Source organism: Myxococcales bacterium (genome assembly GCA_016720545.1).
Lineage (GTDB): Bacteria > Myxococcota_A > Polyangia > Polyangiales > Polyangiaceae > JAAFHV01.
The window spans coordinates 306,481-330,630 of sequence record JADKKK010000002.1; the positions used below are offsets into that span (position 1 = coordinate 306,481).

General features: G+C 71.9%; 20 protein-coding genes. 13 read left to right on the forward strand and 7 right to left on the reverse strand.

What is annotated here, in order from left to right:
- The first annotated feature begins 49 nt into the window (after positions 1–49).
- Together IPQ09_05195 and IPQ09_05200 are read left to right on the forward strand one after the other, a co-directional pair.
- Entirely contained in the window at positions 50–748 is a 699-nt protein-coding gene (locus IPQ09_05195) for a (d)CMP kinase (GenBank protein MBL0193616.1), read from the forward strand.
- Positions 745–1,761: a hypothetical protein gene (locus tag IPQ09_05200; protein ID MBL0193617.1), complete on the forward strand. Its 1,017-nt coding sequence runs from the start codon at positions 745–747 to the stop codon at positions 1,759–1,761. Before IPQ09_05195 ends, IPQ09_05200 begins: the two co-directional genes overlap by 4 nt.
- A gap of 15 nt (positions 1,762–1,776) precedes the next feature.
- Here IPQ09_05200 and IPQ09_05205 read toward each other — a convergent pair whose 3' ends face one another.
- Positions 1,777–4,032 carry a DUF4139 domain-containing protein gene (locus IPQ09_05205; protein ID MBL0193618.1) on the reverse strand — a complete coding sequence of 752 codons (2,256 nt, stop codon included), beginning with the start codon at positions 4,030–4,032 and terminating at the stop codon, positions 1,777–1,779.
- 378 nt (positions 4,033–4,410) lie between these two features.
- Between IPQ09_05205 and IPQ09_05210 the strand changes: the two genes are divergently transcribed.
- The 3 genes from IPQ09_05210 to IPQ09_05220 all read left to right on the forward strand — a co-directional run bounded on the left by IPQ09_05210 (position 4,411) and on the right by IPQ09_05220 (position 8,645).
- Positions 4,411–6,129 (forward strand): 30S ribosomal protein S1, encoded by a 1,719-nt coding sequence (locus IPQ09_05210; GenBank protein MBL0193619.1) that lies wholly within the window; start codon positions 4,411–4,413, stop codon positions 6,127–6,129.
- 165 nt (positions 6,130–6,294) lie between these two features.
- Entirely contained in the window at positions 6,295–7,608 is a 1,314-nt protein-coding gene (locus IPQ09_05215) for an AI-2E family transporter (protein MBL0193620.1), read from the forward strand.
- A 59-nt stretch (positions 7,609–7,667) separates the two neighbouring features.
- The gene (locus IPQ09_05220) at positions 7,668–8,645 is read left to right on the forward strand and encodes a hypothetical protein (GenBank protein MBL0193621.1); all 978 of its coding nucleotides are present in this window, start codon (positions 7,668–7,670) and stop codon (positions 8,643–8,645) included.
- 9 nt (positions 8,646–8,654) lie between these two features.
- Here IPQ09_05220 and IPQ09_05225 read toward each other — a convergent pair whose 3' ends face one another.
- Complete coding sequence (locus tag IPQ09_05225) at positions 8,655–10,532, reverse strand: FHIPEP family type III secretion protein (protein ID MBL0193622.1); 1,878 nt, start codon at positions 10,530–10,532, stop codon at positions 8,655–8,657.
- Between the two features lie 113 nt (positions 10,533–10,645).
- Between IPQ09_05225 and IPQ09_05230 the strand changes: the two genes are divergently transcribed.
- The 4 genes from IPQ09_05230 (at position 10,646) to IPQ09_05245 (ending at position 14,733) form a co-directional block, all read left to right on the forward strand.
- Entirely contained in the window at positions 10,646–11,443 is a 798-nt protein-coding gene (locus IPQ09_05230) for a serine/threonine-protein phosphatase (GenBank protein ID MBL0193623.1), read from the forward strand.
- A gap of 215 nt (positions 11,444–11,658) precedes the next feature.
- Entirely contained in the window at positions 11,659–12,675 is a 1,017-nt protein-coding gene (locus IPQ09_05235; protein ID MBL0193624.1) for a D-alanine--D-alanine ligase, read from the forward strand.
- A 4-nt stretch (positions 12,676–12,679) separates the two neighbouring features.
- Complete coding sequence (locus IPQ09_05240; GenBank protein MBL0193625.1) at positions 12,680–12,883, forward strand: hypothetical protein; 204 nt, start codon at positions 12,680–12,682, stop codon at positions 12,881–12,883.
- 170 nt (positions 12,884–13,053) lie between these two features.
- Positions 13,054–14,733 carry a serine/threonine protein kinase gene (locus tag IPQ09_05245; protein MBL0193626.1) on the forward strand — a complete coding sequence of 560 codons (1,680 nt, stop codon included), beginning with the start codon at positions 13,054–13,056 and terminating at the stop codon, positions 14,731–14,733.
- A gap of 46 nt (positions 14,734–14,779) precedes the next feature.
- Here IPQ09_05245 and IPQ09_05250 read toward each other — a convergent pair whose 3' ends face one another.
- Positions 14,780–15,460 (reverse strand): hypothetical protein, encoded by a 681-nt coding sequence (locus tag IPQ09_05250; GenBank protein ID MBL0193627.1) that lies wholly within the window; start codon positions 15,458–15,460, stop codon positions 14,780–14,782.
- Positions 15,461–15,556: 96 nt separating this feature from the next.
- Here IPQ09_05250 and IPQ09_05255 point away from each other — a divergent pair, with 96 nt between their 5' ends.
- Genes IPQ09_05255 through IPQ09_05265 form a run of 3 tightly spaced genes read left to right on the forward strand, consistent with a single transcriptional unit; the run spans position 15,557 to position 19,049 of the window.
- Complete coding sequence (locus tag IPQ09_05255) at positions 15,557–17,068, forward strand: ATP-binding cassette domain-containing protein (protein MBL0193628.1); 1,512 nt, start codon at positions 15,557–15,559, stop codon at positions 17,066–17,068.
- Complete coding sequence (locus IPQ09_05260; protein ID MBL0193629.1) at positions 17,065–18,114, forward strand: ABC transporter permease; 1,050 nt, start codon at positions 17,065–17,067, stop codon at positions 18,112–18,114. Before IPQ09_05255 ends, IPQ09_05260 begins: the two co-directional genes overlap by 4 nt.
- Positions 18,111–19,049, forward strand: a complete 939-nt coding sequence (locus tag IPQ09_05265) for an ABC transporter permease (GenBank protein MBL0193630.1) — start codon at positions 18,111–18,113, stop codon at positions 19,047–19,049. Before IPQ09_05260 ends, IPQ09_05265 begins: the two co-directional genes overlap by 4 nt.
- A 63-nt stretch (positions 19,050–19,112) precedes the next feature.
- On the opposite strand, the gene hutI is transcribed toward IPQ09_05265, so the two are convergent.
- Together hutI and nagZ are read right to left on the reverse strand one after the other, a co-directional pair.
- On the reverse strand, positions 19,113–20,360 hold the full coding sequence (gene hutI / locus IPQ09_05270; protein MBL0193631.1) for an imidazolonepropionase: 1,248 nt from the start codon (positions 20,358–20,360) through the stop codon (positions 19,113–19,115).
- Complete coding sequence (gene nagZ, locus IPQ09_05275; GenBank protein MBL0193632.1) at positions 20,357–21,511, reverse strand: beta-N-acetylhexosaminidase; 1,155 nt, start codon at positions 21,509–21,511, stop codon at positions 20,357–20,359. Before nagZ ends, hutI begins: the two co-directional genes overlap by 4 nt.
- 24 nt (positions 21,512–21,535) lie before the next feature.
- Between nagZ and IPQ09_05280 the strand changes: the two genes are divergently transcribed.
- Complete coding sequence (locus IPQ09_05280) at positions 21,536–22,579, forward strand: CAP domain-containing protein (GenBank protein ID MBL0193633.1); 1,044 nt, start codon at positions 21,536–21,538, stop codon at positions 22,577–22,579.
- A 22-nt stretch (positions 22,580–22,601) separates the two neighbouring features.
- Here IPQ09_05280 and IPQ09_05285 read toward each other — a convergent pair whose 3' ends face one another.
- Positions 22,602–23,144 (reverse strand): prepilin-type N-terminal cleavage/methylation domain-containing protein, encoded by a 543-nt coding sequence (locus IPQ09_05285; GenBank protein ID MBL0193634.1) that lies wholly within the window; start codon positions 23,142–23,144, stop codon positions 22,602–22,604.
- Between the two features lie 322 nt (positions 23,145–23,466).
- A complete protein-coding gene (locus IPQ09_05290) occupies positions 23,467–24,105 on the reverse strand; it encodes a type II secretion system protein (GenBank protein MBL0193635.1) in 639 nt (212 codons plus the stop codon).
- Positions 24,106–24,150 lie beyond the last annotated feature (45 nt).

A 24,150-nucleotide genomic window follows, 5' to 3' on the forward strand; every position in this document is an offset into this window, starting at 1 on the left:
CGACGCATCGAGCTTTTCACGCGCGAGGAGGTCGGCTAAGGCTTCGCTCGTGGCGCGCGCGAAACCCGTGGTGGCGATCGATGGACCCGCGGGGGCAGGGAAGAGTACGGTCGCGCGTAACCTGGCGAAAGCGCTTGGGTATGTCCTGGTCGACACCGGCGCCATCTACCGCGCCGTGGGGCTCGCGGCGACCCGCGCCCAGCTGCCGCTCGGCGACGCAGTCCAGGTGACGACGCTCGCCGAGGGGCTGCTCGCACGCTCGGCGCTGGTCTTTCAGCGCGACGCGTCGCTCGGTATGCGGGTGCTGCTCGAGGGCGAGGACGTGTCGGAGGCGATCCGCTCGCCCGAGGCCGGCCTCGGCGCGAGCGAGGTCTCCGTGCACCCGGGCGTCCGGGCGGCGCTGCTCGAGCTGCAGCGCGGCGCGGGGCGCGAGGGCGGCGTGGTGCTCGAGGGGCGCGACATCGGCACCGTCGTGTTCCCCGACGCCGAGGTGAAGTTCTTCCTCACCGCGAGCCCCGAGGTGCGCGCCGCGCGGCGCCACGCCGAGCTCACGCGGAGGCCCGACGCGCCCAGCCTCGAGGAGACGCTCGAGGCCGTGAAGCGCCGCGACCACCAAGACGAGACCCGCGCGATCGCGCCGCTGCGCCGCGCCGACGACGCGGTCCTGGTCGACTCCTCGGAGCTCGATTTCGACGGCGTCGTGGCCCACATGCTGGCGACCGTGCGCGCCCGGTGGCCGGGGGCGTGAGCGCGGGTCGAGCCCGTCGCGCACGCCGCGTCGCGCTCGCCGCCGTGCTCGTCGCGACGTGCGCGGGCGGCGCGCTCGTGTCCTGCGCCGAGCGCCGGCCTCCGGCCCCCGCGGTGGCGCCGGTCGAGGTCGGTTACCCGGCGACGCTCGATCCGAAGGCGCCGCTGCTGCTCCTCGTGCGCCCGGCGCTCCTGCGTCGCGACGAAGTGTTCGGGCCCCTCGTGAGCGCGCTCTCGCGCCTCGCGGCGAGCCGAGGGGTCACGGGAACACGTGAGCTCGAGGCCTTCGAATCGGCCGAGGAGCTCGTGATCGCCGTCGACGAGTCGTCCGACCTGGCCACGGACGCGGCGCTGCTCGCGCCGGCCTCGGGCGTCGTCGCGCTTCGCGGCGTGCGCGCCGATCTGGTGCCCGAGAAGCTGCTCGACGGCGACGGAAAGCTCCTCTTTCGAGGGGGGCGCCCGCGCGGACCGGTGACCGAGCACGAGGGGTACGCGGACGAGCCGCTCGCGCTCTTCGTGCTCCCGAGGCGCACCTGGGTGGTCTCGTTCGGCGCCGCCGTGCCGCGCGCGCGCGCCGCGCTCGCGGACGGCCGTCCGCGGAAGGCGCCCGCCTTCGACCCCGACGCCCTCCTCGAGCTCTTCCTCGACGGGCCCCGGTTGGTTGCCCGCGTGCCACGCCTCGCGCACGGCGAGCTCGGCATCGGGCGCAGGCTCGACGACGTGCGCCTCGTCCTGCGTCCCGGGCGAGGGGGCCTCACGCTCGTGCTCACCTACGCGGACGACGACGCGGCCGCGTGGGCCGAGAACACGCTCTCGCGGGTGGTGCGCGCGTTCGCGCGGCGCCTCTCGGGGGCGCTGGCGTGGCTTGGCGACGCCACGGTGGTGCGCGAAGGCCGCAGCGTTCGCGCCCGCGTGGCGGTGCCGGCGCGCATCGTCGAAGCGCTGAAGGGGCTCGACGTGCGCGATCTCGTGGAGTCGCTCGACGCTCCCCGCGCTGACGCCGGCGCGCGGTAGTCGACCCGCCGCAGCTCAGACCTTCTTCGCGGGCGCCTTCTTGTCGTCCTTCTTCTCTTTGTCGTCCTTCTTCTCTTTGTCGTCCTTCTTGTCCGTCATGGTGAGCTCCGCGATCGAGTCCTGCAGGCGGATCCGCGCGACCATCGCCTGCTCCTCGAGCACGACGAGCTGCACGGTCATCTTCGAGACCTTCTCGCTCACCTCGCTGAGCTTCTTCTCGAGGCTCTGCATCATGGGGCCGGCGCTCTTCACCATCTTGAGCGTCACGATCTGAGCGTGAAGCTCGTCCATGCGCTTGCGGTACTCCCCGAGCTGCTCGCGCGCGGTGGCCTTGCGCTGCTCGATGTTCGCGAGCTCCTGGTTCTCCTTCACGATCGACTGCACGGCGGACTTGAGCGGGCCCTCGGCGAGGTCCGCGGAGATGTAGGCCTTGATCATCTCGAGGCCCTGAGGCGTGCGAATGTCGGTGGTCTGCGTGATGGGCGTCGTCTCCTCGATGACGAGCTCCGTCTTGGCGTGGGCCGGCACCTCGATGGGGAAGACGTAAGCCTGGCCCACGCGCTCCGCCTTCGCGAGCTTGGGATCGAGCGTGTAGCCCTGCGGCACGCTGTGACGCACGAACACGAAGGCACGGTCCCCCGAGCGGTTGTGGATGACGAGCGAGGTCTTCCGCGTGTGCTTCGTCTCGGTGCTGAACACGCCGCGCTGGGCCGTGAGGATCTTTGAGATGGTGTCCTTGCTGTCGGCGGTGCGCTCGACCAGGACCTGGCGATCGAGCGCGAAGGGGACGAACGCCATCGACCGGGCAGGGATGCCCTCGCCGATGCCCTCGCCGATGAACCGGCCGCTGCCGTACACGGTGAACGGGCCCGACTCGAGCTGCGAGTCGGTGGGGTTCTTGAATCGGACGGCTTTGAACGCGAAGTCCTTGTTTCCGCGCTCGCTCTCGGGGTCGTAGAGGTACACCACGCTGCCCTCGGTCTTGCCCTGGTACATCGAGACCATCGCCGAGCTCCCCTTGGGCACGCTCATCGCGACGTCGCTCTCGAAGTGCGCCATGCCGACGGGCTCGCCGGGCCCGGCAGGGGCGGCCGCGGCGCCCCCTGCGGGCTTCTGGGCCTCCTTCGTCTTCTCCTGTGGAGGGGCCTGCTGGACGAAGCGCACGCCGCCGCTGCGACCCGGGGCGTCCTTCCCGACGGCGACGAGGCGGCTCGGATCGACGCCCTGCCGCACGAGCTCCTCACGCACGCGGTTGGCGCGGTCGAGCGCGGCGCTCTCCTTGTCGCGATCGCCGGGCTTCGAGAACCCCTCGATCACGAGGGTGTTCTTGTTGGACCGCAGCTGGTTCGCGAGGCCCGAGATCTGGCTCTGTGCCTGCGCAATCTGCGGCGGCGGCGGCGGGGCCGAGGGCATCGTCGGGGCCGGGGCGGGGCGTGAGCTCGGCTTGCGTGACCCCACCGCCGAGCCGCGCCCGTACCCGGCGCCCATCGACGCGCTGGCGGGCTTGTCCACCATGTCGGCGCTCGTCTCTTGCACCGTCTGCGCGACTCTCCGCCGGTCCTCGTCGCCGCGAGGCCCGCTCGTGGCCGCGGCCAGCGCGTCGTCCGAAAGCTCCGCGACGCCCATGTTGCGCTCGTTGCCGCCGCCATAGACCGAGCCACCCGATGGCGGCGCCACGGCGAACAGCTCCTCGCCCTGGAGCTGCTGGCGCTGCACCATGCGGAACCCCCGGAGGTCGAAGCGGAACGCCATCGCCGAGCTCGAGCCGACGCCGAGCTTCACCTTGTCCCAGTCCTCGCCGGAGGTGTTGTCGACCACGGCCCACGCCTGGAGCTCGAGCCTGCCGTCGCCGCTCACCAGGATGCGGTAGGTGGGCTTCCACGCGGGGGCTTCGGTCACGTAGGAGAGCTTCACCTTGTGCGGGCCCGTGCCCGGCAGGTGCACCTTGAGGTCGACCGTGGAGCCTCCCGAGTGCGGGTAGCTGACGGGCGCGGGCTTGCCGGTGGTCGAGTCGATGACTGTGAGCGACTTCAGGAAGTCATCGACCTTGTCGTTCGGCGCCACCAGGCGGAGGCTGTCGTTCGTGACGACCGCCTCGCGCTCGTAATAGGCCACGCCGTTTCGGTAGACGATGATTCGCCCGAGGGCGGAGTCCGACTTGACGTACGTCGTCGTCACGGGCCCGCACGCGACGCTGAAGGCCGACCCGACCACGACCGCGAGCGTGCCAAGCGAAGTGAGCGAAGTGAGCGATGGGCGTGCGACGCGCATGGGATCTCCAGGGTTCTCGCCCGGCTTGGGGCGGGGGTGGGCGAAGCGGGCGGCCCGCCGGAGCCGACGCGAGCGACGGGCGGCAGGTGAGATACCCTACTACGCGCGACGCGACGCGAGGGTCTAACCCGGTCTACGCGCCGTGTGGGACTTCTACCCCCCTCGGCCCCCGCGCACCCTTCGTTTGCCCCTTCGGGGCTCACTTTCAGGTTCCCCTTTGACGGGCGGGCCCCCGTGGTCTACACCGGCCATCCCCCCAGGTGGCGAAACGCCCTCTGGACCGGGAGAAAGGTGTCCTTCCGCGCTCCTGCGGAGGACGTAATCACGGGTACCCCTCACACAATGTCCACTGAAACCATCCTCGAGTCCGGCGGAGACATGGACTCCTTCGCGGCGCTCTTCGAAGCGAGCATCCAGAGCGGCGACTTCGGCAAAGAAGGCGAGATCGTCCTGGGCACCGTCGTCGCCGTGCAGCGCGACAACGTGGTCATCGACATCGGCGGCAAGAGCGAGGGCATGATCGCGCTCTCCGAGTTCGCCGACGCGGCCGGTGAGATCACGGTCAAGGCCGGCGATCAGATCGACGTGTACATCGAGAGCCGCGAGAACGACGACGGCCTGGTCATGCTCTCCAAGGAGAAGGCCGACAAGATGAAGGTCTGGGATGAGATCTCGAGCGCTTGCGAGCGCGACGAGCTCATCGAGGGGACCATCAGCCAGCGCGTGAAGGGCGGCCTGTCGGTCACCATCCGCGGCGGCGTGAAGGCGTTCTTGCCGGGCTCGCAGGTCGATCTTCGGCCCATCCGGAACTTGGACAAGCTCATCGGCCAGACCTACCAGTTCAAGGTCATCAAGTTCAACAAGAAGCGCGGCAACATCGTGCTCTCGCGCCGCGTCCTCCTCGAGAAGGAGCGCGACGAGATCAAGGCCAAGACCCTCGAGACCCTCGAGGAGGGCATGGTCGTCCGCGGCGTCATCAAGAACATCACCGAGTACGGCGCCTTCGTCGACCTCGGCGGCATCGACGGCCTGCTCCACATCACCGACATGTCCTGGGGCCGGGTCAACCACCCGTCCGAGGTGTTCCAGGTCGGCGACGAGGTCACCGTCAAGGTCCTCAAGTACAACCCCGAGACCGAGCGCGTCAGCCTGGGCCTCAAGCAGACCCAGGAAGATCCGTGGAACCACGCCGAGGAGGCCTACCCGGCGGGCAAGAAGGTCCGCGGCAAGGTCATGTCGATCACCGACTACGGCGCCTTCGTGGAGCTGGAGCCGGGCGTCGAGGGCCTCATCCACGTGAGCGAGATGAGCTGGACCAAGAAGGTCAAGCACCCGTCGAAGCTCCTCGAGGTCGGTCAGGCGCTGGACTGCCAGGTCCTCGAGGTCGACGCGAAGTCCAAGCGCATCTCGCTCGGTCTGAAGCAGCTCGAGCCCGATCCCTGGACGCTCTTCACCGAGAAGTACCACCCCGGCGACAAGATCACCGGCAAGGTCCGCAGCATCACCGACTACGGCGTCTTCATCGGCATCGAAGAGGGCGTGGACGGCATGGTCCACAAGACCGACCTGTCGTGGACGGCCAAGGTCAACAACCCCGCCGACCTCTTCCACAAGGGCGACGACGTCGAGGCCATCATCCTCTCGATCAACCACGACGAGAAGAAGGTGTCCCTCGGCGTCAAGCAGCTGTTCGACGACCCGTGGCCCACGATCTTCTCGGAGTTCCCGCCGTCCAAGGTCGTCGACTGCAAGGTCATCTCGACCGTCGACTACGGCGTGTTCGTCCGCATTCGCGACGGCGTCGAGGGGCACATCCCCACGAACGACCTCGTCGAGGGCACGAACGAGGACGGCTCCGCGAAGCCGCTCGAGATCGGCGACGCCGTCTCGGCCGAGATCGCGAATATCGACACGCAAGATCGCCGGCTCACGCTGTCGATGCGCATCGGTGAGGCCGCCGCTGCTCCGCAGAAGGCGGAGAAGCGCGAGACCAAGATGCCGAAGAAGTCCGCGGGCGACGAGTCCAAGGGCAACACGATCGGCGAGCTCATCAAGCAGAAGCTCGGCAACCTGACCATCGACCGCAAGGAAGACTGAGTCGCGAGCTCGCGCTCAGCGAGCCGGTGGACCGCGCGGCCTCCTAGCCGCGCGGTCCGTCGCTTTTTGTAGGGTCCGCGCGCGCGCCTTTCTCTCGCCAGCGAGGCGCGCTCGTGGTTTCGTGCGCGCGCGCGTTGGCCCGCGCAGTGGAGGGAGCCGAGGGTCATGTCCGAGTCGAAGGGTCGAACGAGCTGGACGCGACCGCTCTTTCTGCTGCTCTCGGCGGCCGCCGCGGTCGCCGTGGTGCTGGCCGCGCGCGAGGTCCTGCTGCCCTTCGTGCTCGCCCTCGTCATCGCCTACGTCCTCACGCCCTTCGTCGCGTGGTTCGAGCGCAAGGGGCTCCGCCGCAGCGTCGCGATCGTGGCCGCATACGCCGTCGTGCTGGGCTCGCTCGCGGGGTTCCTGTGGGCGATCGCCCCGCGCATCGGGCGCGAGCTGGGCGGCCTTCGTAAGGAGCTGCCCGCGCTCTCGGAGCGCGCGAACAACGAGTGGGCGCCTCGCGTTCAAGCGAAGCTCAAGGGCGCAGGCCTCGTCGCCGAGGGGGACGATTCCGCCGAGAGCCAACCGGAGCACGGGCGCCCGGCGATCGTGCTGCGCCCCATGGGCGAGGGCAAGTATGCCCTGGAGGTGGGCTCAGGGGTCGCCATCACCGAGGACGAGCACGGCTACGTGGTGCAGGCCCAGCACGACGAGCCGAAGGGCCGCTTCGACCTCAACCGGGCCATCAGCGCGAGCCTGAAGCGGACCCTCGACTACGCGCGCTCGAACGCCCTCGAGCTCGCCAAGCTCGGGCGCGACATCGTCGCCGGCATCAGCCGCGTGATCTTCATCTTCGGCATCACCCTCATGCTCGCCGCGTACCTCATCCTCACGCGGGAGCGGGTCGTCGACACCTTCCGCTCGCTCGCGCGCCCGGCGAGCCGCCCCTCGTTCGACGCGTTCCTCGCGCGGGTCGATCGGGGCCTCTCCGGCGTGGTCCGGGGTCAGCTCATCATCTGCCTCGTGAACGGCGTGCTCTCGGCGATCGGGTTCGCCGCCGTGGGCCTCAAGTACTGGCCCATCGTCGCGCTGATCGCCACCGTGTTCTCGCTCGTGCCCATCTTCGGGAGCATCGCGAGCTCGGTGCCGGCGGTCGCGCTGGGGCTCACCCAGGGGCCGGGCACGGCGCTCTTCGTGCTGCTCTGGATCATCGGCATCCACCAGATCGAGGCCAACTTCCTGAACCCGAAAATCATGGGCGACGCGGCCAAGATTCACCCCGTGCTGGTGATCTTCTCGCTGCTCGTGGGGGAGCACTTCTTTCACACGGCCGGCGCGCTGCTCGCGGTCCCGTGTATGTCAATAACTCTGAGTGTTTTTCAGCACTTTCGAGCGATTGCGCACGCCTCTGATCCTGCGTTCGCGGAGGACCCGCGGCCGTCCGAGTTTCCGCCGCCCCTGCCCGGGGCGGAGGCGGGCGCGGGCCCCGGCGGCGCCTGAGGCGGCGATTCCTTCGTGTGCGGGTTGCCTGCAGTTCGCCTTGGGGGTAGAGCCCGGGCGTGGCAGAAGCGACCGAGAAGAAGGCGGCGGTGATCGGCTCGGGGCTCGCGGCGCGCATGGAGCGCGCGGAGGCGGCCAAGAAGGGCAAGAAGAAGTCGCCGGCCGAGGTCCAGCGCGAGGTCCGGGAGCTGAGCAAGCCGAAGGCCGATCCTCCGCCCCTCCAGATGCGAAAAATCTACCTTCGCGTGGGCGTCGTCGTCGGCGTGCTCGGGGTGGTTTCGCTCATCGTCCCGCCGCCGTACGGGCTCTACACGAAGATCGCGTTCGGGGTCGTGCTCGTCGCCGCGGTGGGCGTCCTCGTGTGGCTCGATCGCTACGTGAAGAAGACCCAGGCGCTCAGCGCGATCCTCCGTGGCGCCGACACGGACGACGGTCGGAAGGAGGCGCTGAAGGCGATCTCCGAGCAGTTCAAGAAGGGCGACACGCAGGCCCTCCTGGCGCGAGCCCAGCTGGAGATGCAGGAGGACCCGCGAAAGGCGCAGGCCACGTTGGAGTCCATCGATCTCGACAAGCAGCTCGCGCCCGTGGCCGGGCAAGTGCGCGCGATGCGGGCCATGATCCACCTCACCCACGGGGAGACCGCCGAGGCCAAGAAGCTGGTCGAGGACCTCGAGCTCGGCAAGCAGCAGGAGCCCAAGACCCGCGTCATGTTCGCGACGGTCGCCGGCGAGGCCTGGGCGCGCACGGGGCAGGCTCAGAAGGCGCTCGACACGCTCGAGCTCTTCAACCCCGACGACGCCGAGAACGAAGAGCTTCGCCCTCAGATGTGGCGCGCGCGCGCGTTCGCCTATGCGGCGCTGAGCGACCAGAAGGGCGTGGGGCGGGCCCTGCGCAAGCTCGCCGACATGAACGTCCAGCTCCTCGGCATGTTCGTGGGGCAGAAGAAGATCCACCCGCTGCTCGAGAAAGAGGCGAAGAGCCTCGTGCAGAAGCTCGGCGCCGTGCCCCGCCCGAAGATGATGCGGCAGAAGCTCTGAGCGGCGCTCTCAGCCGAGCCCGCCCAGGTGCGCGCGGGCGAGGGGCGTGAGCGAGAGCTCCGGCGTGAGCTCCGCGTGGCTCACGACCGGCACGTCCGGCGCGTCGACGTCGAGCAGACCTCGGAGGAAGCGGCGCACGTCGGGTGACGCGACCACGATCGGCGGTACCCCCGCCTCGCGCGCCTCCCCGATCGCGCGCATCACCGCGGCGATGACGTCGCGGGCCTGGGCGGGCGGCAGGGCGAGCGTGGCGGCGTCGCCGTGCTTCGAGATGCCGCGGCGCACGGTGTCTTCTACGAGCGGATCGAGGAGCACCACGGGCAGCTCGGCCGCGCCGCGGGTGAGGCGAAACGTCATGGCGCGGCGCTGGTGGGCGCGGATGGCGTCCGCGAGGACGCGAGGATCGGCCTCACGTCCGGCCTTCGAGCCGAGGACCTCCAGGATGGCCGACAGATCGCGGACGGGCACATGCTCGGCCAACAGGCACCGGAGCACGTCGAGGAGCAGCGCGTGGGGGACCGGCTTCGGCACCACGCGGGTCGCGCTGGGGGAGCGCTCGCCCAGGGCATCGAGCAGCGCGTGCACCTCGGGGAGCCCGAGCAGCTCGGGCGCGCGGGCGCGGGCGACGCGCTCGACCGCGGACACGAGCGCTGCGAGGGCGTCGCCGCGGGTGTCGGGCGCGTCGAGGCGCCATGCGGGGACCTCGTGGACCTCGAGCACCACCTCGGAGGGCCTGAGCTCCGGCGCGAGCGTGACCGGGATGGGCGGCAGCGGCACCCCAAGGTCGCGGAAGAAGCGGTCGCGGAGCGCCTCGAGCGCGTCCGCGAGGGGCGCGGCGACGGCCGCGTGCGCGTCGGGGCCCGCGCGTACTCCGAGGGGCGCCACGACGGGCACGAAGCGGCGGGCCGAGGCGATGCCCGCGGGGCCCTGGTGGCGCGCTGCCACCCAGCGCGCGCCCAACAGGAGTGCCGCGGAGAGCGCGAGGAACGGGGCGAGCGGGAGCCCGGGCACCAGCCCGAGGAGCAGCACGAACACGCCGGTGGTGGCCAGGGCGCGGGGCGAGGACAGGAGCTGCGAGGCGAGATCGTCGCCGAGCGAGCCGTCGCCCTCGCTCGCGGTGCGGGTCACGAGCACTCCGGCGGCGGTCGAGAGGAGCAGCGCCGGCACTTGCGACACGAGCCCGTCACCCACCGCGAGGAGCACGTACTTTGCGGCGGCCTGTTGGGCGGTGAGGCCGTGCTGCAAGACGCCCACGACGAGGCCGAACACCACGTTCACGCCGACGATGATCACGGTCGCGATCACGTCGCCCTTGACGAACTTCATGGCGCCGTCCATCGCGCCGTAGAACTGGCTCTGGCGGGCGAGGAGGGATCGTCCCGCCCGTGCCTCTTCCGCCGTGAGGAGCCCCGCGCGCAGCTCGGCGTCGATCGCCAGCTGCTTTCCGGGGAGCGAATCGAGCGAGAAGCGCGCGCCTACCTCCGCGATGCGCTCCGCGCCCTTCGCGATCACCACGAACTGCACGATCGTGAGCACGACGAAGATCACCGCGCCGACGAGCACGTTCCCGCGGACGACGAACCCTCCGAACGCGCGGATGACGGCGCCAGCGTCGCCCTGGAGCAAGATGAGCCGGCTCGACGACACGTTCAGCGCCAGCCGGAAGAGCGTGGTGAGCAACAGCACCGAGGGGAAGGCCTCGAGCGTGAGCCGCTCCCTCGCGTACAGCACGACCACCAGCACGCCCACGGAGAGCGCGAGGTTCGCGGCCAAGAGGCCATCGAGCAGCCAGGTCGGGAGCACGACGACGAGCATCGCGATGGTGGCGAGCACGACGGTGGCCAGCAGGCCGTCCGCGCGGGACCTTCGGGCGGTGGGGGGGGGCACGCGGTCAGCCTAACCGTGTTCTCGGGCCGCCGGTGGCGACGCAGGTCGCGCGAAACGCCCCGGCCGGGCGATTTCGGATACGCGCGCGCAGTGGTCGGGTTACCTTGACCGAAATGGAGCCTCCGCGCACCGCTCAGGACCCGGCCGCCGTGAATAACTTCAAACGCTCCGGCTATGGCCTCACCGACGTAGGCCGGAAGCGGAAGTCGAACGAGGACGCGTATTTCTTCGACGACGGCCTCGGCCTCTACATCGTCGGCGACGGCATGGGCGGGCACGCCGCGGGCGAGATCGCGAGCCAGGAGGCCGTCGAGACCGTCTACGGCGTGGTGAAGCGCGGGCTCCCGAACCTGCGTCCGCTGGTCGCCCCGCCCGACGAGGCGATGGTGCGCGCCGCGTTCCGCGTGATGGAAAGCTCCATCCAGGCCGCGACGTACATGGTGTTCTCGATGGCGGAGATGGATCGCGGCAAGAGCGGCATGGGCACGACCGTGAGCGCGCTCCTGATCCTCGGGGACTTCGCCATCACGGCCCAAGTGGGCGACAGCCGCATTTATCGCGCCCGCGGGGGCGCCGTGGAGCAGCTCACGGAGGATCACACCCTCATCGCCTGGCAGATCAAGCAGGGGCTCATCACCCAGGACGAGGCCCTGCGCTCGCCGCACCGCAACGTCATCACGCGCGCCGTCGGCAACCGCGACTACGTGCAGGTCGACACCGGCCTCGTCGAGCTCCAGAAGGGTGATCGTTTCCTGCTCTGCAGCGACGGGCTCCACGGGTATCTGAAGGACGAGGACGTGTGCCCCACGGTGGCCATCGGCCAAGAGGGCGCGGTCCGCAGGTTCATCGACCTGGCGAACGAGCGCGGCGGCAAGGACAACATCACCGCGATCCTCGTCGAGATCGACTGAGCGCGGCGAGCGACTCCAAAAAGTTGCCCCTCCCGTGTCGAGGTTGATACGGGGTGAAAAGGTGGGTGGCGGTCTCTCCGTGGAGCGCCCCGTCGGGTGTGGCAGGCCCGACTCTGCGAGTGTCTCTCGAGACACCCCGTAGGGCACAAATTGCGAGAATCATTCCGAGTTCTGAGCGGCGCGAGAGTTGCTTTCGTGCCCCGCGAGGTGTGACGATGACGAAGGTTCACGGTCGTGTCGGTGTGTTGATGGGCGGCGCCAGCGCGGAGCGCGAGGTGTCGCTGCGCACGGGCGAAGGCGTCGCCGCCGCGCTCGAGTCGCGGGGGCACGAGGTCGTGCGCGTCGTGCTCGACCGCCCCGAGCGGTTCGCCGAGAGCGTGGCCCGAGCGAACCTCGACGTCGCCTTTCTAGGACTGCATGGGCGTTATGGTGAAGACGGCTGCGTGCAGGGGCTCCTCGAGCTGCTGGGCGTGCCCTACACCGGCTCGAGCGTGCTCGCGTCGGCGCTCGCGATGGACAAAGTGAAGGCCAAGGAGCTCTTCCGGCTGCACAACGTTCCGACCCCGCCGTACTTCGTCGCCACGGCCGAGACGCTCGTCGGCCTGGCCTCGCAGCACGAGAATTTTGGGTTCCCGGTCGTGGTCAAGCCGCGGTCCGAGGGCTCTTCGGTGGGCCTCGCCGTGGCCAAAGATCTGGCGGGGCTCGAGGCAGGTATCGAGGCGGCGCTCGATCACGACGGCGCGGCGCTCGTCGAGCGCTTCGTCCGCGGCACCGAGGTGCACGTGGCGCTGCTCGGCGGCCGGGTGCTCGGCGCGATCGAGGTGGTGCCCAAGAGCGGTCTCTACGACTACGAGGCGAAGTACACGCCCGGCGCGACCGACTACATCTGCCCGCCGCGCTTGCCCACGACGCGCCTGCGCGGCGTGATGAACCTCGCAGAGCGGGCGGCCTCGGCCCTCGGGTGCACGGGCGCCTGCCGCGTCGATCTCCTCGTGACCGAGGGCGAGAACGAGTACGTCCTCGAGGTGAACACGCTGCCGGGCATGACCCCCACCTCGCTGCTCCCGAAGATCGCCGCCTCGGCGGGCATCGACTACGCGACCCTGTGCGAGACGATCCTGGAGCAGGCCACGCTGCACGGCGCGAGCCGCCGCACGCCGGCCTCGACGCGGCGGGTCGCCGTCGACACCGCGGCGTCCGGCGCCCGCGTGTCCGTGCGCCGCGCGGGCTGAGCCGGTGGCGGCCGATCCGAGCGTCCACAAGCGCTATCTCGACTACCGGGAGACCTACGGGTACTTCGCGCGCGGCCAACCGCTGCTCGACTACGCGAGCTTCGCCGCCGCCGACGCGGAGCTGAGGGCGCTCGCGGCCCGCTCGGAGCTCGACGACGACGAAGAGGCTCGCCGCGCCGAGCTCGAGGCGCTGCTCTTCCGCGACTGAGCGTCGCGCGACGAGGGCGTCCGGGCGCGGCGCGTCCTCGGGGGGCCCCGCGGTGCAGGGGCCCCGCGGCCCGCGGAGGGCGGCGGCTCGCCAGCGGCGGGCGGAACGCTCTACGCGGCCGGTGCGTTGAAGCGACGCCGCCGGGCCGAAATGCGGCTATCGTTGGGCTGTTGGACGCCCAGGAAGAACTCCCCCGGCTGCTCTCTGGTCGCTATCGGCTCGACGCGAAGATCGGGCAGGGCGGCATGGGCGTCGTGTACAGCGGCGTCGACCTGGTGATGCGTCGCCCGGTGGCCGTGAAGCTCGTGCGCACGCGCGAGGGCGTGCGCATCGACGAGGCCGTCGCGGGCCGGTTCCTCCGCGAGGCGAAGCACACGGCGCGTATCCAGCACGAGAACATCGTCGACGTGTTCGACCTCGGGCGAGGCGAGGGCGGCGATCTCTTCTTCGTCATGGAGCACCTCGCGGGGCAGACCCTCTCGCAGCTCCTGCAGACACGAGAGCGGCTCGACGTCACCGCGGCGGTCCATGTCGGCGCCCAGATCGCCGACGCCCTCGACGCCGCGCACCGCGGAGGCATCGTCCATCGCGACCTGAAGCCTGCCAACGTGATGCTCGTCGCGCGCGGTCACGACACCATGTTCGTGAAGGTCCTCGATTTCGGCGTCGCGAAGTCGCACACCGCGACCGAGGCGGAGACCGCCCTGACGCGGACTGGCGTGCTGGTGGGCACGATCGAGTACATGGCGCCGGAGCAAATCCTGGGGCGCAAGATCGACGGGCGGACCGACATCTACTCGCTCGGCGTGCTGCTCTACCGGGCGATCACCGGCACGAACCCGTTTCGCGACGCGCTCATGCCGGCGATGATCAACAACCACCTCTCGCTCACGCCCCCGCCCATGAAGACGCGGGTGCCCGAGACGCCGCCTGCGCTCGACCGGGTGATCGCGCGGTGCATTCGGAAGGATCCCGACCAGCGGTTCGCCACCATGGCCGACGTGTCCCGCGCGCTCCGAGCCGCGTTGCTCCCCGAGCCGGCGGAGCTGCCCGAGCTCGGCGCGACGTCCGAGTCGGACGCCGATCCGTACGGTGCCGCCGAAGACGCCCGCACGCGGGTGCAGCGCCCGCGCGGGAGCACGGCGACGCCCGCTCCCGAGCGTTCGACCCACGAGCCAACCCAGGTCACGGTCCTCACCGCGAGCGTGCCGGCTGCACCGCCGCGCGTGCAGGTCGTGTCGAGCCCGTCCGGCGAGGTGGCGCTCCCGATCCTGGGGACCAGCGATGAGAGCGAGGAGGTGGGGATCGGGCAGACGCAGGTGGAGCCCGCGCTGGTGTGCGCGATGTGCAACACGCCGAACGCGCGCATGGCGGTCCACTGCGGCGCGTGCGGCGTTGGCCTGCACACAATGGAGCAGCGGGCTGTCCGTTCGCGCGTTACTGCGGGCGTGGCCTCGCGAGGGGCGACGGCCCGGATGGACCTCGCCGGTCTGATCGGCGGCCCGGGGGCCCCCGCGCACGGGGCGCAAGCCCCGGGGCCTGGCGCGCCTCCGCGGGCGGCGCAGGCCCCGCCTCTCCCCGGGGGCGCGGGTGCCGCTCCTACGGCCTCCGGCGCGCCCCAGGCGGGCCCCGGGGCGCCTCAGGGGCTCGGAGCGTTCCCGCAGGGGCCTGGGGCCTTCCAGGGAGCGCCGGGGGCGTTCCCGGCGGGGTCTGGCGCGTTTCCGGCGGGGCCTGGGGCCGGCGCGCCGGGGCCGGCGCCTGGGGCGTTCGTCGCGCCGCCGCCACCCGAAGAGCCCGTCCGCCTCAGCGCGTGGGCTCGCGTGTTGCGGTGGGTCGGCGTGCGCCGCTGACGCGTCGACGTCCCGCGCGGTCAGCCTGCCAGGGTCGTCCGCGAGGTCAGCCCGCGTCGGATTTCTTCAGCGCCTTCTTCGCCTTGTAGGCGTAGAACCCGAGCGCGAGGCTGCCGGCCAGGAAGAACGACATCGCCATGAGCCGCTTGATCTTGGGCGACTCGAGATCGCCGTCGGCGAGGGAGGCCGCGACGCCCTTCTCGTCGTCCATGTTCGGCGCGGGGCCACCGTTCGAGTCGCCGGTCGCCCCGGACCCGCCCGAGCCGCCACCACCGCTCCCGGAGAGGCCGTCGGACGACGCGCCGCCACCCAAGGACGCCTTGCTGGACGCGTTGGACTTGCCGGCGACCTGGCCGCCGCCGCCGCCGCGGGAGCCGCCACCGCCGCCGCCCGCGCCGCCGCCGCCCGCGCTCGCGCCGCCGCCGCTCCCTCCGCCGCTGGAACCGCCGCCCGAGCCGCCGCCGCCGCCGCCGCCGCCGCCGCCGCCACCACCACCACCACCACCACCACCCGCGTTCACGGTGGAGCCGGCGCCCCCGAGGCGGTTGCCCATGGTCGCGCCGAGGAGCTTCACTGCGCCCGCGCCTACGAGGAGCACTCCCACGATCAGGATCGCGTACTCCGTGAGCGTCGCGCCGCGCCGCCGTCGGGGACGCGCACCCTCCCGTCGAAGGGTCTCGGCCCGCGGCGCACGACCCACGGCCTCCAGACTCGCTCGCGGATCCATGCTGGAAGCGTACTGCGCCGGAGGCCGCAGGGAAAGTTGAGTGACGTAGAACCCGCGGACGCGCCGCCGCGGGCCTCTGCCTGGTAGCGTGGGGCGGTGACCGTGCTCGCCTCGGCCGACGATCTGACGAAGCGCTATGGCGGCGTGGCCGTCGTCTCTGGCGTGTCGATCGAGCTCCGCGCGGGCGAGGTCCACTGCGTGGCGGGCGAGAACGGGGCCGGGAAGAGCACCTTGCTGAAGATGCTCGCGGGCCTCGCTGTGCCCGACGGGGGCGCCGTCCGGATCGGGGGCGAGCGCCTCACTGCGCACACCCCGGCCGAAGCGATGGGGCGCGGCGTGGCGCTCGTCGCCCAGCACTTCGCGCTGGTCAACGCGATGACGGGGCTCGAAAACATCGTGCTCGCCGCCCCGCCGCGTGGCCGGCTGGGCGGCTTCCGGCCGGAAGACGCGCGGCGCCGCGTCGCGGAGCTGCTCGTGGAGCTCGGCGCCGAGGTCGAGCTCGACGTGCCCGTAGAGCGCTTGGGCGTAGGGGCGCGTCAGCGCCTGGAGATCATCCGCGCGCTCTACCGCCGCGCGCGCGTGCTCTTGCTCGACGAGCCCACCGCGGTGCTCTCACCGGGGGAGGCGTCGGCGCTGTTTGCGCTCCTCCGGCGGCTGGCGGCTGGCGGGCGTGGCGTCGCCGTCGTCACCCATAAGCTGAGCGAGATCGCGCAGTTCTCTGACGCTGTGACCGTCCTCCGACGCGGTCGCCAGACCTACGGGGTGCGCGCCGAGACGCGCCCGCTCGCCGGCGCGGTCATGGGCGAGGTGGCGCATGGGATCCTGGGTGACGCGACGTCGCGCGCGCCGGTGGAGAGGCCCCGTCGGCAAGGTAGGCAAGCGCAAGGAGACCTCGCCGCGATCCTCCGCGGCGCGCGCGTCGCGAGCGGTGGAGCGCCGGCGCTGGTCGACGTCGACCTCTCCGTCGGCGCCGGCGAGATCGTGGGCGTGGCGGGCGTGGCGGGCAACGGCCAGGAGGCCCTGTGCGCGGTCCTCGGCGGCGCGCTCCCGCTCGACGCCGGGGAGGTCACCGTGCCCCGCGGGGTCGCCATCGTGCACGAAGATCGGCAGCGCGAGGGGCTCTGCCTTGGCGCGTCGATTCGCGACAACCTCGTGCTGGGGGAGCACGGCGCGCTCTCGCGCTGGGGCCTGCTCGACGTCGCCAAGATCGACGTCGAGGCGGCCACGCGGGCTCGCTCCCTCGGCGTGCGCGCGGGCGACGCCGACACTGTGGACCTCGACCTCCCGGCGGGCGCGCTCTCAGGGGGCAACCAGCAGAAGGTCGTCTGCGCGCGCGCGTTCGCCGCGGCGTCGCGCGGGGTGGGCCTGCTCGTGCTCGCGCAGCCCACGCGGGGCGTCGACGTCGGGGCGGCTCGGGCGATCCGTCAGGGCATCGCCGAGGCGGCCGCGCGCGGCGCCGGCGTGGTGCTGGTCAGCGCGGACACGGCGGAGCTCCGGGAGCTCTCGGACCGAATCCTCGTGTTCTTTCGAGGCCGCGCGACTGAGCTTGGGCCCGACGCCTCCGACGAGGTGCTCGGCCGCGCCATGCTGGGCGAGGTCGCGTCGTGAGCGCCGCGGCCCGCGCCCCCGTGGCCGACCGCGCGCTGCCCGTGGCCGTGGCGTTACTTGGAACCTACATCCTTTTTTGTCTGGTCGCCTTCGTGTACGGCGAGTCGCCGCGCGCGATGGTCGCCGAGCTCGTCGCCGGCACGTGGGGTAGCGCCTACGGGGCGGGGCAGGTGCTCTTCAAGGCGACCCCGCTCTTGTTCGCGGGGGTGGCCGTCGACGTCGCCCTGCGCGCAGGGCTCTTCAACGTCGGCGCCGAGGGGCAGATCGCGGTCGCGAGCCTCGCCGCCGCCACGGTCGGTGCGCAGCTATCCCCGGCGACGCCGCGACCGCTCGCCCTGCTCGCCGTGTTCGCCGCTGCGCTCGTCGTTGGCGCGCTGTGGGCGGCTCCGCCTGCGCTGCTCCGGGCGCGCGCGGGGGTGCACGAGGTGCTCACCACCGTGGTCCAGAACCGCGTCGCCGACTCGCTCCTTTCGCTCGCGCTCGCGTCTGGCCTCGCGCTGCCCGGGACCACACGCACGCGGGACATCCTGCCCGCCGCCGCGCTCCCGCGCCTCGACGCGGTGATCCCAGCGCTCCGAGGATCGTCCGCGAGCGCGGCGTTCGTGCTCGCGGTGGGCGTCGCGGTGCTGGCGCACGTAGGCTTTCGCCGCACGCGGCTCCGCGAGCTCTGGCTGGTAGGGCAGAACCCCGCGGCGTGTGCGGCGGCGGGCGTCCCGGTCAAGGTCCGGGTCGCGCAGGCGCTCTGTCTCTCGGGGGCGATCGCAGGGCTCGCGTCGACGGCGACCGTGCTCGGCTACAAGGGCTATTTTGAGCTCGGCCTTGGCGCTGGCGCGGGCTTTGGCGGGATCGCGGTCGCCATCCTCGGCCGTGGTCACGCGCTCGGCCTCGTCGGCGCGGCGCTCTTCTTCGGCACGCTCGAGCAGGGCGGGTTGGCCGTGAACGCGCACGTCCCGCGCGAGATCATGACGGTCCTCGAGGGGGTCGCGATCGTGCTGGTCGCGGCCGCGGACCGCGCCCTCGCGGCGCCTGCGCGGGGGGGGACATGAGCCTCGCCTCGGCGCTGTTTTCGGCCACGTTCGTCGCGCAGACGCTCCGCATGGCGGCCCCGGTGGGCTTCGCCGCCCTCGGTGGGGTGCTCTCGGAGCGCGCGGGCGTGCCCAACATCGCCCTCGAGGGCGCGCTCCTCACGTCCGCGTTCGCGGCCGTGGCCGTCCACGTCGCGACCGGGAGCGCCGGGCTCGGGCTCGTCGGCGGGGTCGTCGCCGGGGCCGTGTACGGCGCGGCGCACGCGGGCCTGGCGGTCGGGGCGCGCATCGACGCGATCGTGAGCGGCCTCGCGCTCAACCTGGTCGCCGCGGGCGGCACGCGCGCGCTCCTCCGCGCGCTCTACCACTCGAGCGCCAACTCGCCGAGCGTGGCTGGCTTCCGGTGGGCGGCGGTCGAGGGAGGCTCGGGGACCGCGCTGCTCGCCCGGACGCTGCTCGATCCCACGACCTGGCTCTTCGTCGGCTGCTCGCTCGCCGTGGCGGCGCTCGTGAACCGCTCCTGGCTCGGACTTTGGATCCGGGCGTCGGGCGACGATCCCGTCTCGGCGCACGCGTCGGGCGTCCCGGTGGCGAGGGTTCGCGCGGCGATGGTGGTCCTCGGGTGTGCCGTCACCGGCCTCGGCGGGGTCGCGCTCGCGTTCGAGCAGCACCAGTTCCAGTCGGGCATGAGCGGAGGTCGCGGCTTCATCGCGCTCGCGGCGGTGATCGTGTCGGGCTGGCGCCCGCTGCGGGCCGTGGGCGCGTGCTTCGTGTTCGCGGCCCTCGACGCGGTAGGGATCGTGCTTCAGGGCGGCGGCGGGGGCGGCGGCGGGGTGTTGCCGCACGTGTTCTCCGCGCTCCCCTACGTGGGCACGCTGGTCGTGCTGCTCGTGTTCGCGAAGCGCGGAGGGTTCGCGGCGCCGGCGGGGCTCGGCCGCTCGCACGACGCCGACTGAGCGCGCGTCGAGACCGCTGTGGCTCGCGAAATGCGGTCGCTGACGCGCTCGCGAATGCGCTCGCTAACGCGCTCGCGAGTAGAGGGTGCGCCCTTTGCGCGCGACGTAGGTGGCCAGCTCGGTCCCCCAGGGCTGCACCAACGCGATCTCGTGGGGTAGGTGATAGTGCGCAAAATCGGCGTCCAGCCCGGCCGCGATGGCGCCTTTCCGCGCGCCGAGGCCGAGGCACGCCGCGGCTCGTCGTGTGGCACCTAGGAGGGCCTCCGCGGGGGTCAAGCCGTAGAGCCGCACCGCGAGCGCGAGGGCGAGCGGCAGGCTCTCGGTGGGCGCGGTGCCGGGGTTCGCGTCGCTCGCCACGACGAGCGCGACGCCCGCGCGCCGGAGCGCCTCGACGGGCGGCGGTGCTTGGCCCAGCGTGAAGCTCGCGACCGGCAAGAGCCCGGCGGCGACGCCCGCCGCCGCGAGCGCGTCGACGCCACGCGGGCCCACGTGCTCGAGGTGATCGGCCGCGTGCGCGGACAGCTCGGCGCACAGCTCCGCGCCGCCTACGTCGGCGAACTGGCCCACGTGCAGGCGCGCCGGGAGCCCCAGCGTCGCGGCGCGCCGCGCGAGGCGCGTGGCCTCGTCGGGCGTGAACGCGTTCGCGTCGACGTAGGCGTCGACGTAGCGGGCCAGCCCGCGGGCGGCGATCTCGGGCAGGAGGACATCGACCACGCGATCGACGTATCCGGCGCGGTCTGCGCGCGCGGCCGGCGGGAGGGCGTGCAGACCGAGGAACGTCGGCACGATCGTCGGCGCGTCGTCGCGCGCGGCGGCCTGGGCGATGGCGGAGAGCTGGCGCAGCTCGAGGTCGGGCGTGAGGCCGTAGCCGCTCTTCACCTCGCAGGTCGTGACGCCGAGGCGGACCATGCGCGCGAGCCTCGCCGTGAGCACGTCGGCGATCGCGGCCTCGGTCGCCTCCGCGACGGCGCGGTGCGACGCCACGATGCCCCCGCCGGCGTCCGCGATCGCGCGGTAGTCGGCGCCGGCCATGCGGAGGGCGTACTCGACGTGCCGGGAGCCGACCCACGCGGCGTGCGTGTGCGCGTCGATGAGGCCGGGCGTGACGAGGCCGTCTAGCTCGGTGCACGGGACGCCGCGCGGCAGATCGGCGGCGGCGCCCACGAACGCGAAGCGACCTCGCTCGTCCACCACGAAGCCCGCGTCGTCGAGGGCTCCGAGGGGATCGTCGGCGGTGGCGCGGGCGGCGTCGCACGTGACGAGGCGTCGCGCGCGGTAGGCGCGAGGTTCGAGCGGGGCCGGCGCGGTCACTTCGCGCTCCCGAGCCGCCGCGCGAGCTCGTCGCGGAGCGCGGCGTGGCGCTCGAACAGGGCCGTGCGCGTGGCGGCGTCCGCGACGCGAGGGGGGCACGCGCGTCGCATCGCGAGCCCTCGCGCCGCAGCCTCTTCGCAGCGCGCGCGGAACGCCGGGTCGGCCGCGGCCTCCGCGATCAGAGCGCTCTTCGCCCGCGAGTAGAGCCCCTCGTCGGAGCACACGAGGAGGATATCGCAGCCCGCTCGCACGGCCGCCACGGCCGTCCGCTCGACGGGCTCGTGGAGCGCCTTCATCTCGAGATCGTCGGAGACGAGCACGCCCTCGAAGCCAAGGTCGCCGCGGAGGAGATCGGTCGCCACCGCGCGCGAGAGCGTGGCGGGGACGCTGTCGAGCGCCGGGTAGAGCACGTGCGCCGTCATGAGCGCGGGCACGGTCCGCGGGGCCCGGGCGGCGAGGCGAAAGGGGACGAGCTCGGTCGCCTCGAGCTCGGCGCGCGATCTCGACACGATCGGCAGCTCGAGGTGAGAGTCGGTGAGCGTGTCGCCGTGCCCGGGGAAGTGCTTGCCGCACGCGAGCACGCCGCCCTCGCGGAGCCCATCCGCGAACGCGAGGGCCAGCGCCGCCGCCGTCGCGGGCTGTCGCCCGAACGCGCGGTCGCCGATGATCGGGTTCGCCGGGTTGGAGTCGATGTCCAGAATGGGGGCGAAATTCATCGTGAAACCGATGGCTTGCAGCTCTTCGCCGAGCGCCCGGCCCGCGCTCCGCGCGAGGGCCTCGCGATCGCCGTCCACGCCGGCCAGCGCGCGCATGGGTGGCAGTTCGAGCACGGGCGGCCCCAGGCGGGCGACGCGCCCCCCCTCTTGGTCTACGGCGAGGAGCAGCGGGAGCCCGGCCGGCGCGCGACGTGCGAGATCGTCGAGGGTGCCCGCGAGCGCCTCGACCAGCGCGGGGCCTTCGGCCTCGAGCGCCGTCAGGTTGCGCTTGAAGACGATGAACCCTCCGCACTCACCGGCCTCGAGGGCCGCGAGCAGCGTGGGAGACGGTCGCGCGCCTTGGTAGCCGACGACGAGGAGCTGCCCGCAGAGCGAGGCGAGCGGGAGGCGAGAGAGCTCGTTCGAGTCGCCGGGCGTCGCCGAGATGATTTCCATGCGCGATGAGTCTATTCGAGAGAGATGGGACGTCGCGCGTTTCGTTGCCTCTCCATCGCCGCGCTCGCCGTCGGGGCGGCTTGCTCGCCCGCGGCGCCGCAGGGTGCTCACGCGGGCTCCGCGCCGTCGGTCCCGACCGCCGCGTCGTCGAGCGGTGAGCCCCCGAGCGCGCCGGCGTTGGGGGCTACGAGCGCGCCGCCCACGCGCGCCGAGGCGCCGCGGCCCGTCCCCGCCGGCAAGCTCCGCCTCGCCGACGCGCGTCGCCGCATGCTGGCGCTGCTGAACCGCGACCGCGCGAGCCAGGGCCTGCCCCCGCTCGCGCTCGACGAGGGCCCGGCGCAGCGCGCCGCCCAGCGGCACGCGGAGGACATGGCGCGCCACAGCTTCCTCGGCCACTGGGGCACCGACGGCTCGAACCCCGAGCAACGACACACCGAGGCCGGCGGCGTCGACATGGTGCTCGAGAACGCGTCCTGCGTGGATGACCTCAAGCCACGCAACCTGGAGACAGACCCCCTGGTCGACGAGGCCACGATCGCCCACGCCGAGCACCTGTTCTTCGACGAGGTGCCGCCGAACGACGGACACCGTCGCAACATCCTCAAGCCTCACCACACGCGCGTGGGCATCGGCATCGCGCTGCCCGTCACGACCGCGACCGAGATCGGCACGCCCTGCTTCACCCAGGAGCTCGTCGACGGCTACGGCGCGTACGCGCCTCTCCCGACCGCGGCGCGGGTGGGGCAGACCGTGCGCGTCGAGGGCACCATTTCCGCCCCCGCCGTGTTCGGCGGGGTAGGCGTCGCGCGGGTCGACTCGGCGCGCGCGCAGAGCCCGGCGGAGGCGAACAAGCGGCGGGTGTACCCGGTGCCCACGCCGTACCAGGTGTACTGGCCGCGCGGCTTCGTGACGCCCATCCCCGTCGACGTGAGCGGCGCGACCTTTCGCATCGACGTGCCGCTCGACGATCAGAAGCGGCCCGGGCTCTACGAGATCAGCGTGTTCGGCAAGCTGCCGGGCATGAAAGCCCATGGCATGCTGAGCCTGCGCACGATCGAGGTGCGCTGAGCGACGGCGCCCGTCGAGCGAGCTACTCGCCTTCGTTGACGACGAAGATCTCGTTCGTGAACGAGCTCGCGACGCCACGCGAGAACACCGCATCCCCGTCTTCGTCGAGCTGCGCGTAGGCCACGAACCAGTCGGCGGCCGGCGCCGGGGGCCATGTGAGCTGCGGGAAATCCGCGCCCTGGCCCGGCACGTTGGTCACGGCGACGCCGCTCCGGCCCGCGATGGTGGCGTATCCGTAGCGGACGGGGCCGTCCGACTTCACCGGCAGCTGCGCCCACTGCCCGCAGGCCTGGTTCCAGCCCACCTTCAAGGCGGCGCCAGCGCCGGTGGGGCAGAGCGTGTAGCCAGGGGACACGTTCGCGTACGAGCCGGTCTCGGCCTTGCGGCCCTCCTGCGCGAGCCGGATGGCGCCGAGCATGTGCCTCGCCTCCGCGGAGTGCGACGCGTTCATGATGCGCTGGTAGCCCACCATCCCGAGCAGCGCGAGGACGGCGACGATCGCCACCACGATCATCAGCTCGACCAGGGTGAAGCCGCCACTCGAAGCTCGCCGTCGATTCGTCATTCGGTCCTCGCTAGTGGGCAGAGCCCCTCGAAAGTGTATCGCGCGTTCTCCGTGGCGGCAGGTCCCAAGTGGAGCGCCAAGGAGAAAACCGGCCGCGCGTGTGTGAACGGAAACGCGAAGAAGCGGTTCCCAGAGTCGGCCATCGCGCAGGACACCGGTGTAGGCAAACTTGGGTGACGTTCTCGGGAAGAGCCGCGAGGGCCAGGTGACAATTCCTGTCGCAACGCGGCGCGGCTAAGACGGAAGTGCGGGCCCTCGAGCGTCAAATGGCGAAAGGGCCCAGTTGGGCCCTCGCGCCACGTGAGAGGGAGCGCCGGAAGGCCTACTCCTCGGGGTTTTCGACGACGATCTGGGTGAAGGAGACCGCGGTCTTCTGGGCGGAGATGGCGCCGCCAGTGACGAAGCGGGCGAACGTGCCGTCGCCGTCGAGGTCGCCCTGCGCCTCGGCGAGCCAGTGCGGACTGGCGGGCATGTTCGCGGGGACGCCGAGCTGCGGGACGACGGCGGCAGGGGCACCGAAGGTGCCGGTGTACGCGTAGCGGTAGTACTGCGGCTCGGTCATCTCGTGCTTGAGGCAGTACCAGCCGTTCTGGTTGTCGTTGGTCGCGACGACGAGCTTCTGGTAGTCACCGCCGGGCTGCGGCGTGTACTTGCGGTTCTGGACGTCGGCGACCGCGGCGGGCACGGGGGCCGACTTGCCGCAGAGCGAGTGGGAAGTGGTGGCGCTCGTTCCACCGGCGACGATGAGCTGGGCGTTGCCCGACTCACGATCGTAGGCCTGAATGGCGAGCTTGTTGACCTGGCCGATGGTGTTGGTGGCCTCCGCCGTCTTCGCGGTCGCAAGGAACTTGCTGACGCCGAAGATGGCGAGGAGGGCGAGGATGGCGACGATCGCCACGACGATCATGAGCTCGATCAGGGTGAAGCCAGCGCGGCGGCGGCTTCGGAGGAAAGTCTTCATGGGGCTCCTTTGGGGCGGTCCGTACGCCTAGAAGCAAAGCTTGGT

Bases quoted from the DNA above. Each gene is read 5' to 3' on its own strand.
- IPQ09_05205 (MBL0193618.1), bottom strand. From the start codon at position 4,032: ATGCGCGTCGCACGCCCATCGCTCACTTCGCTCACTTCGCTTGGCACG.
- IPQ09_05210 (MBL0193619.1), top strand. From the start codon at position 4,411: ATGGACTCCTTCGCGGCGCTCTTCGAAGCGAGCATCCAGAGCGGCGAC.
- IPQ09_05215 (MBL0193620.1), top strand. From the start codon at position 6,295: ATGTCCGAGTCGAAGGGTCGAACGAGCTGGACGCGACCGCTCTTTCTG.
- IPQ09_05230 (MBL0193623.1), top strand. From the start codon at position 10,646: ATGGAGCCTCCGCGCACCGCTCAGGACCCGGCCGCCGTGAATAACTTC.
- IPQ09_05235 (MBL0193624.1), top strand. From the start codon at position 11,659: ATGACGAAGGTTCACGGTCGTGTCGGTGTGTTGATGGGCGGCGCCAGC.
- IPQ09_05250 (MBL0193627.1), bottom strand. From the start codon at position 15,460: ATGGATCCGCGAGCGAGTCTGGAGGCCGTGGGTCGTGCGCCGCGGGCC.
- IPQ09_05265 (MBL0193630.1), top strand. From the start codon at position 18,111: ATGAGCCTCGCCTCGGCGCTGTTTTCGGCCACGTTCGTCGCGCAGACG.
- nagZ (MBL0193632.1), bottom strand. From the start codon at position 21,511: ATGGAAATCATCTCGGCGACGCCCGGCGACTCGAACGAGCTCTCTCGC.
- IPQ09_05280 (MBL0193633.1), top strand. From the start codon at position 21,536: ATGGGACGTCGCGCGTTTCGTTGCCTCTCCATCGCCGCGCTCGCCGTC.
- IPQ09_05285 (MBL0193634.1), bottom strand. From the start codon at position 23,144: ATGACGAATCGACGGCGAGCTTCGAGTGGCGGCTTCACCCTGGTCGAG.
- IPQ09_05290 (MBL0193635.1), bottom strand. From the start codon at position 24,105: ATGAAGACTTTCCTCCGAAGCCGCCGCCGCGCTGGCTTCACCCTGATC.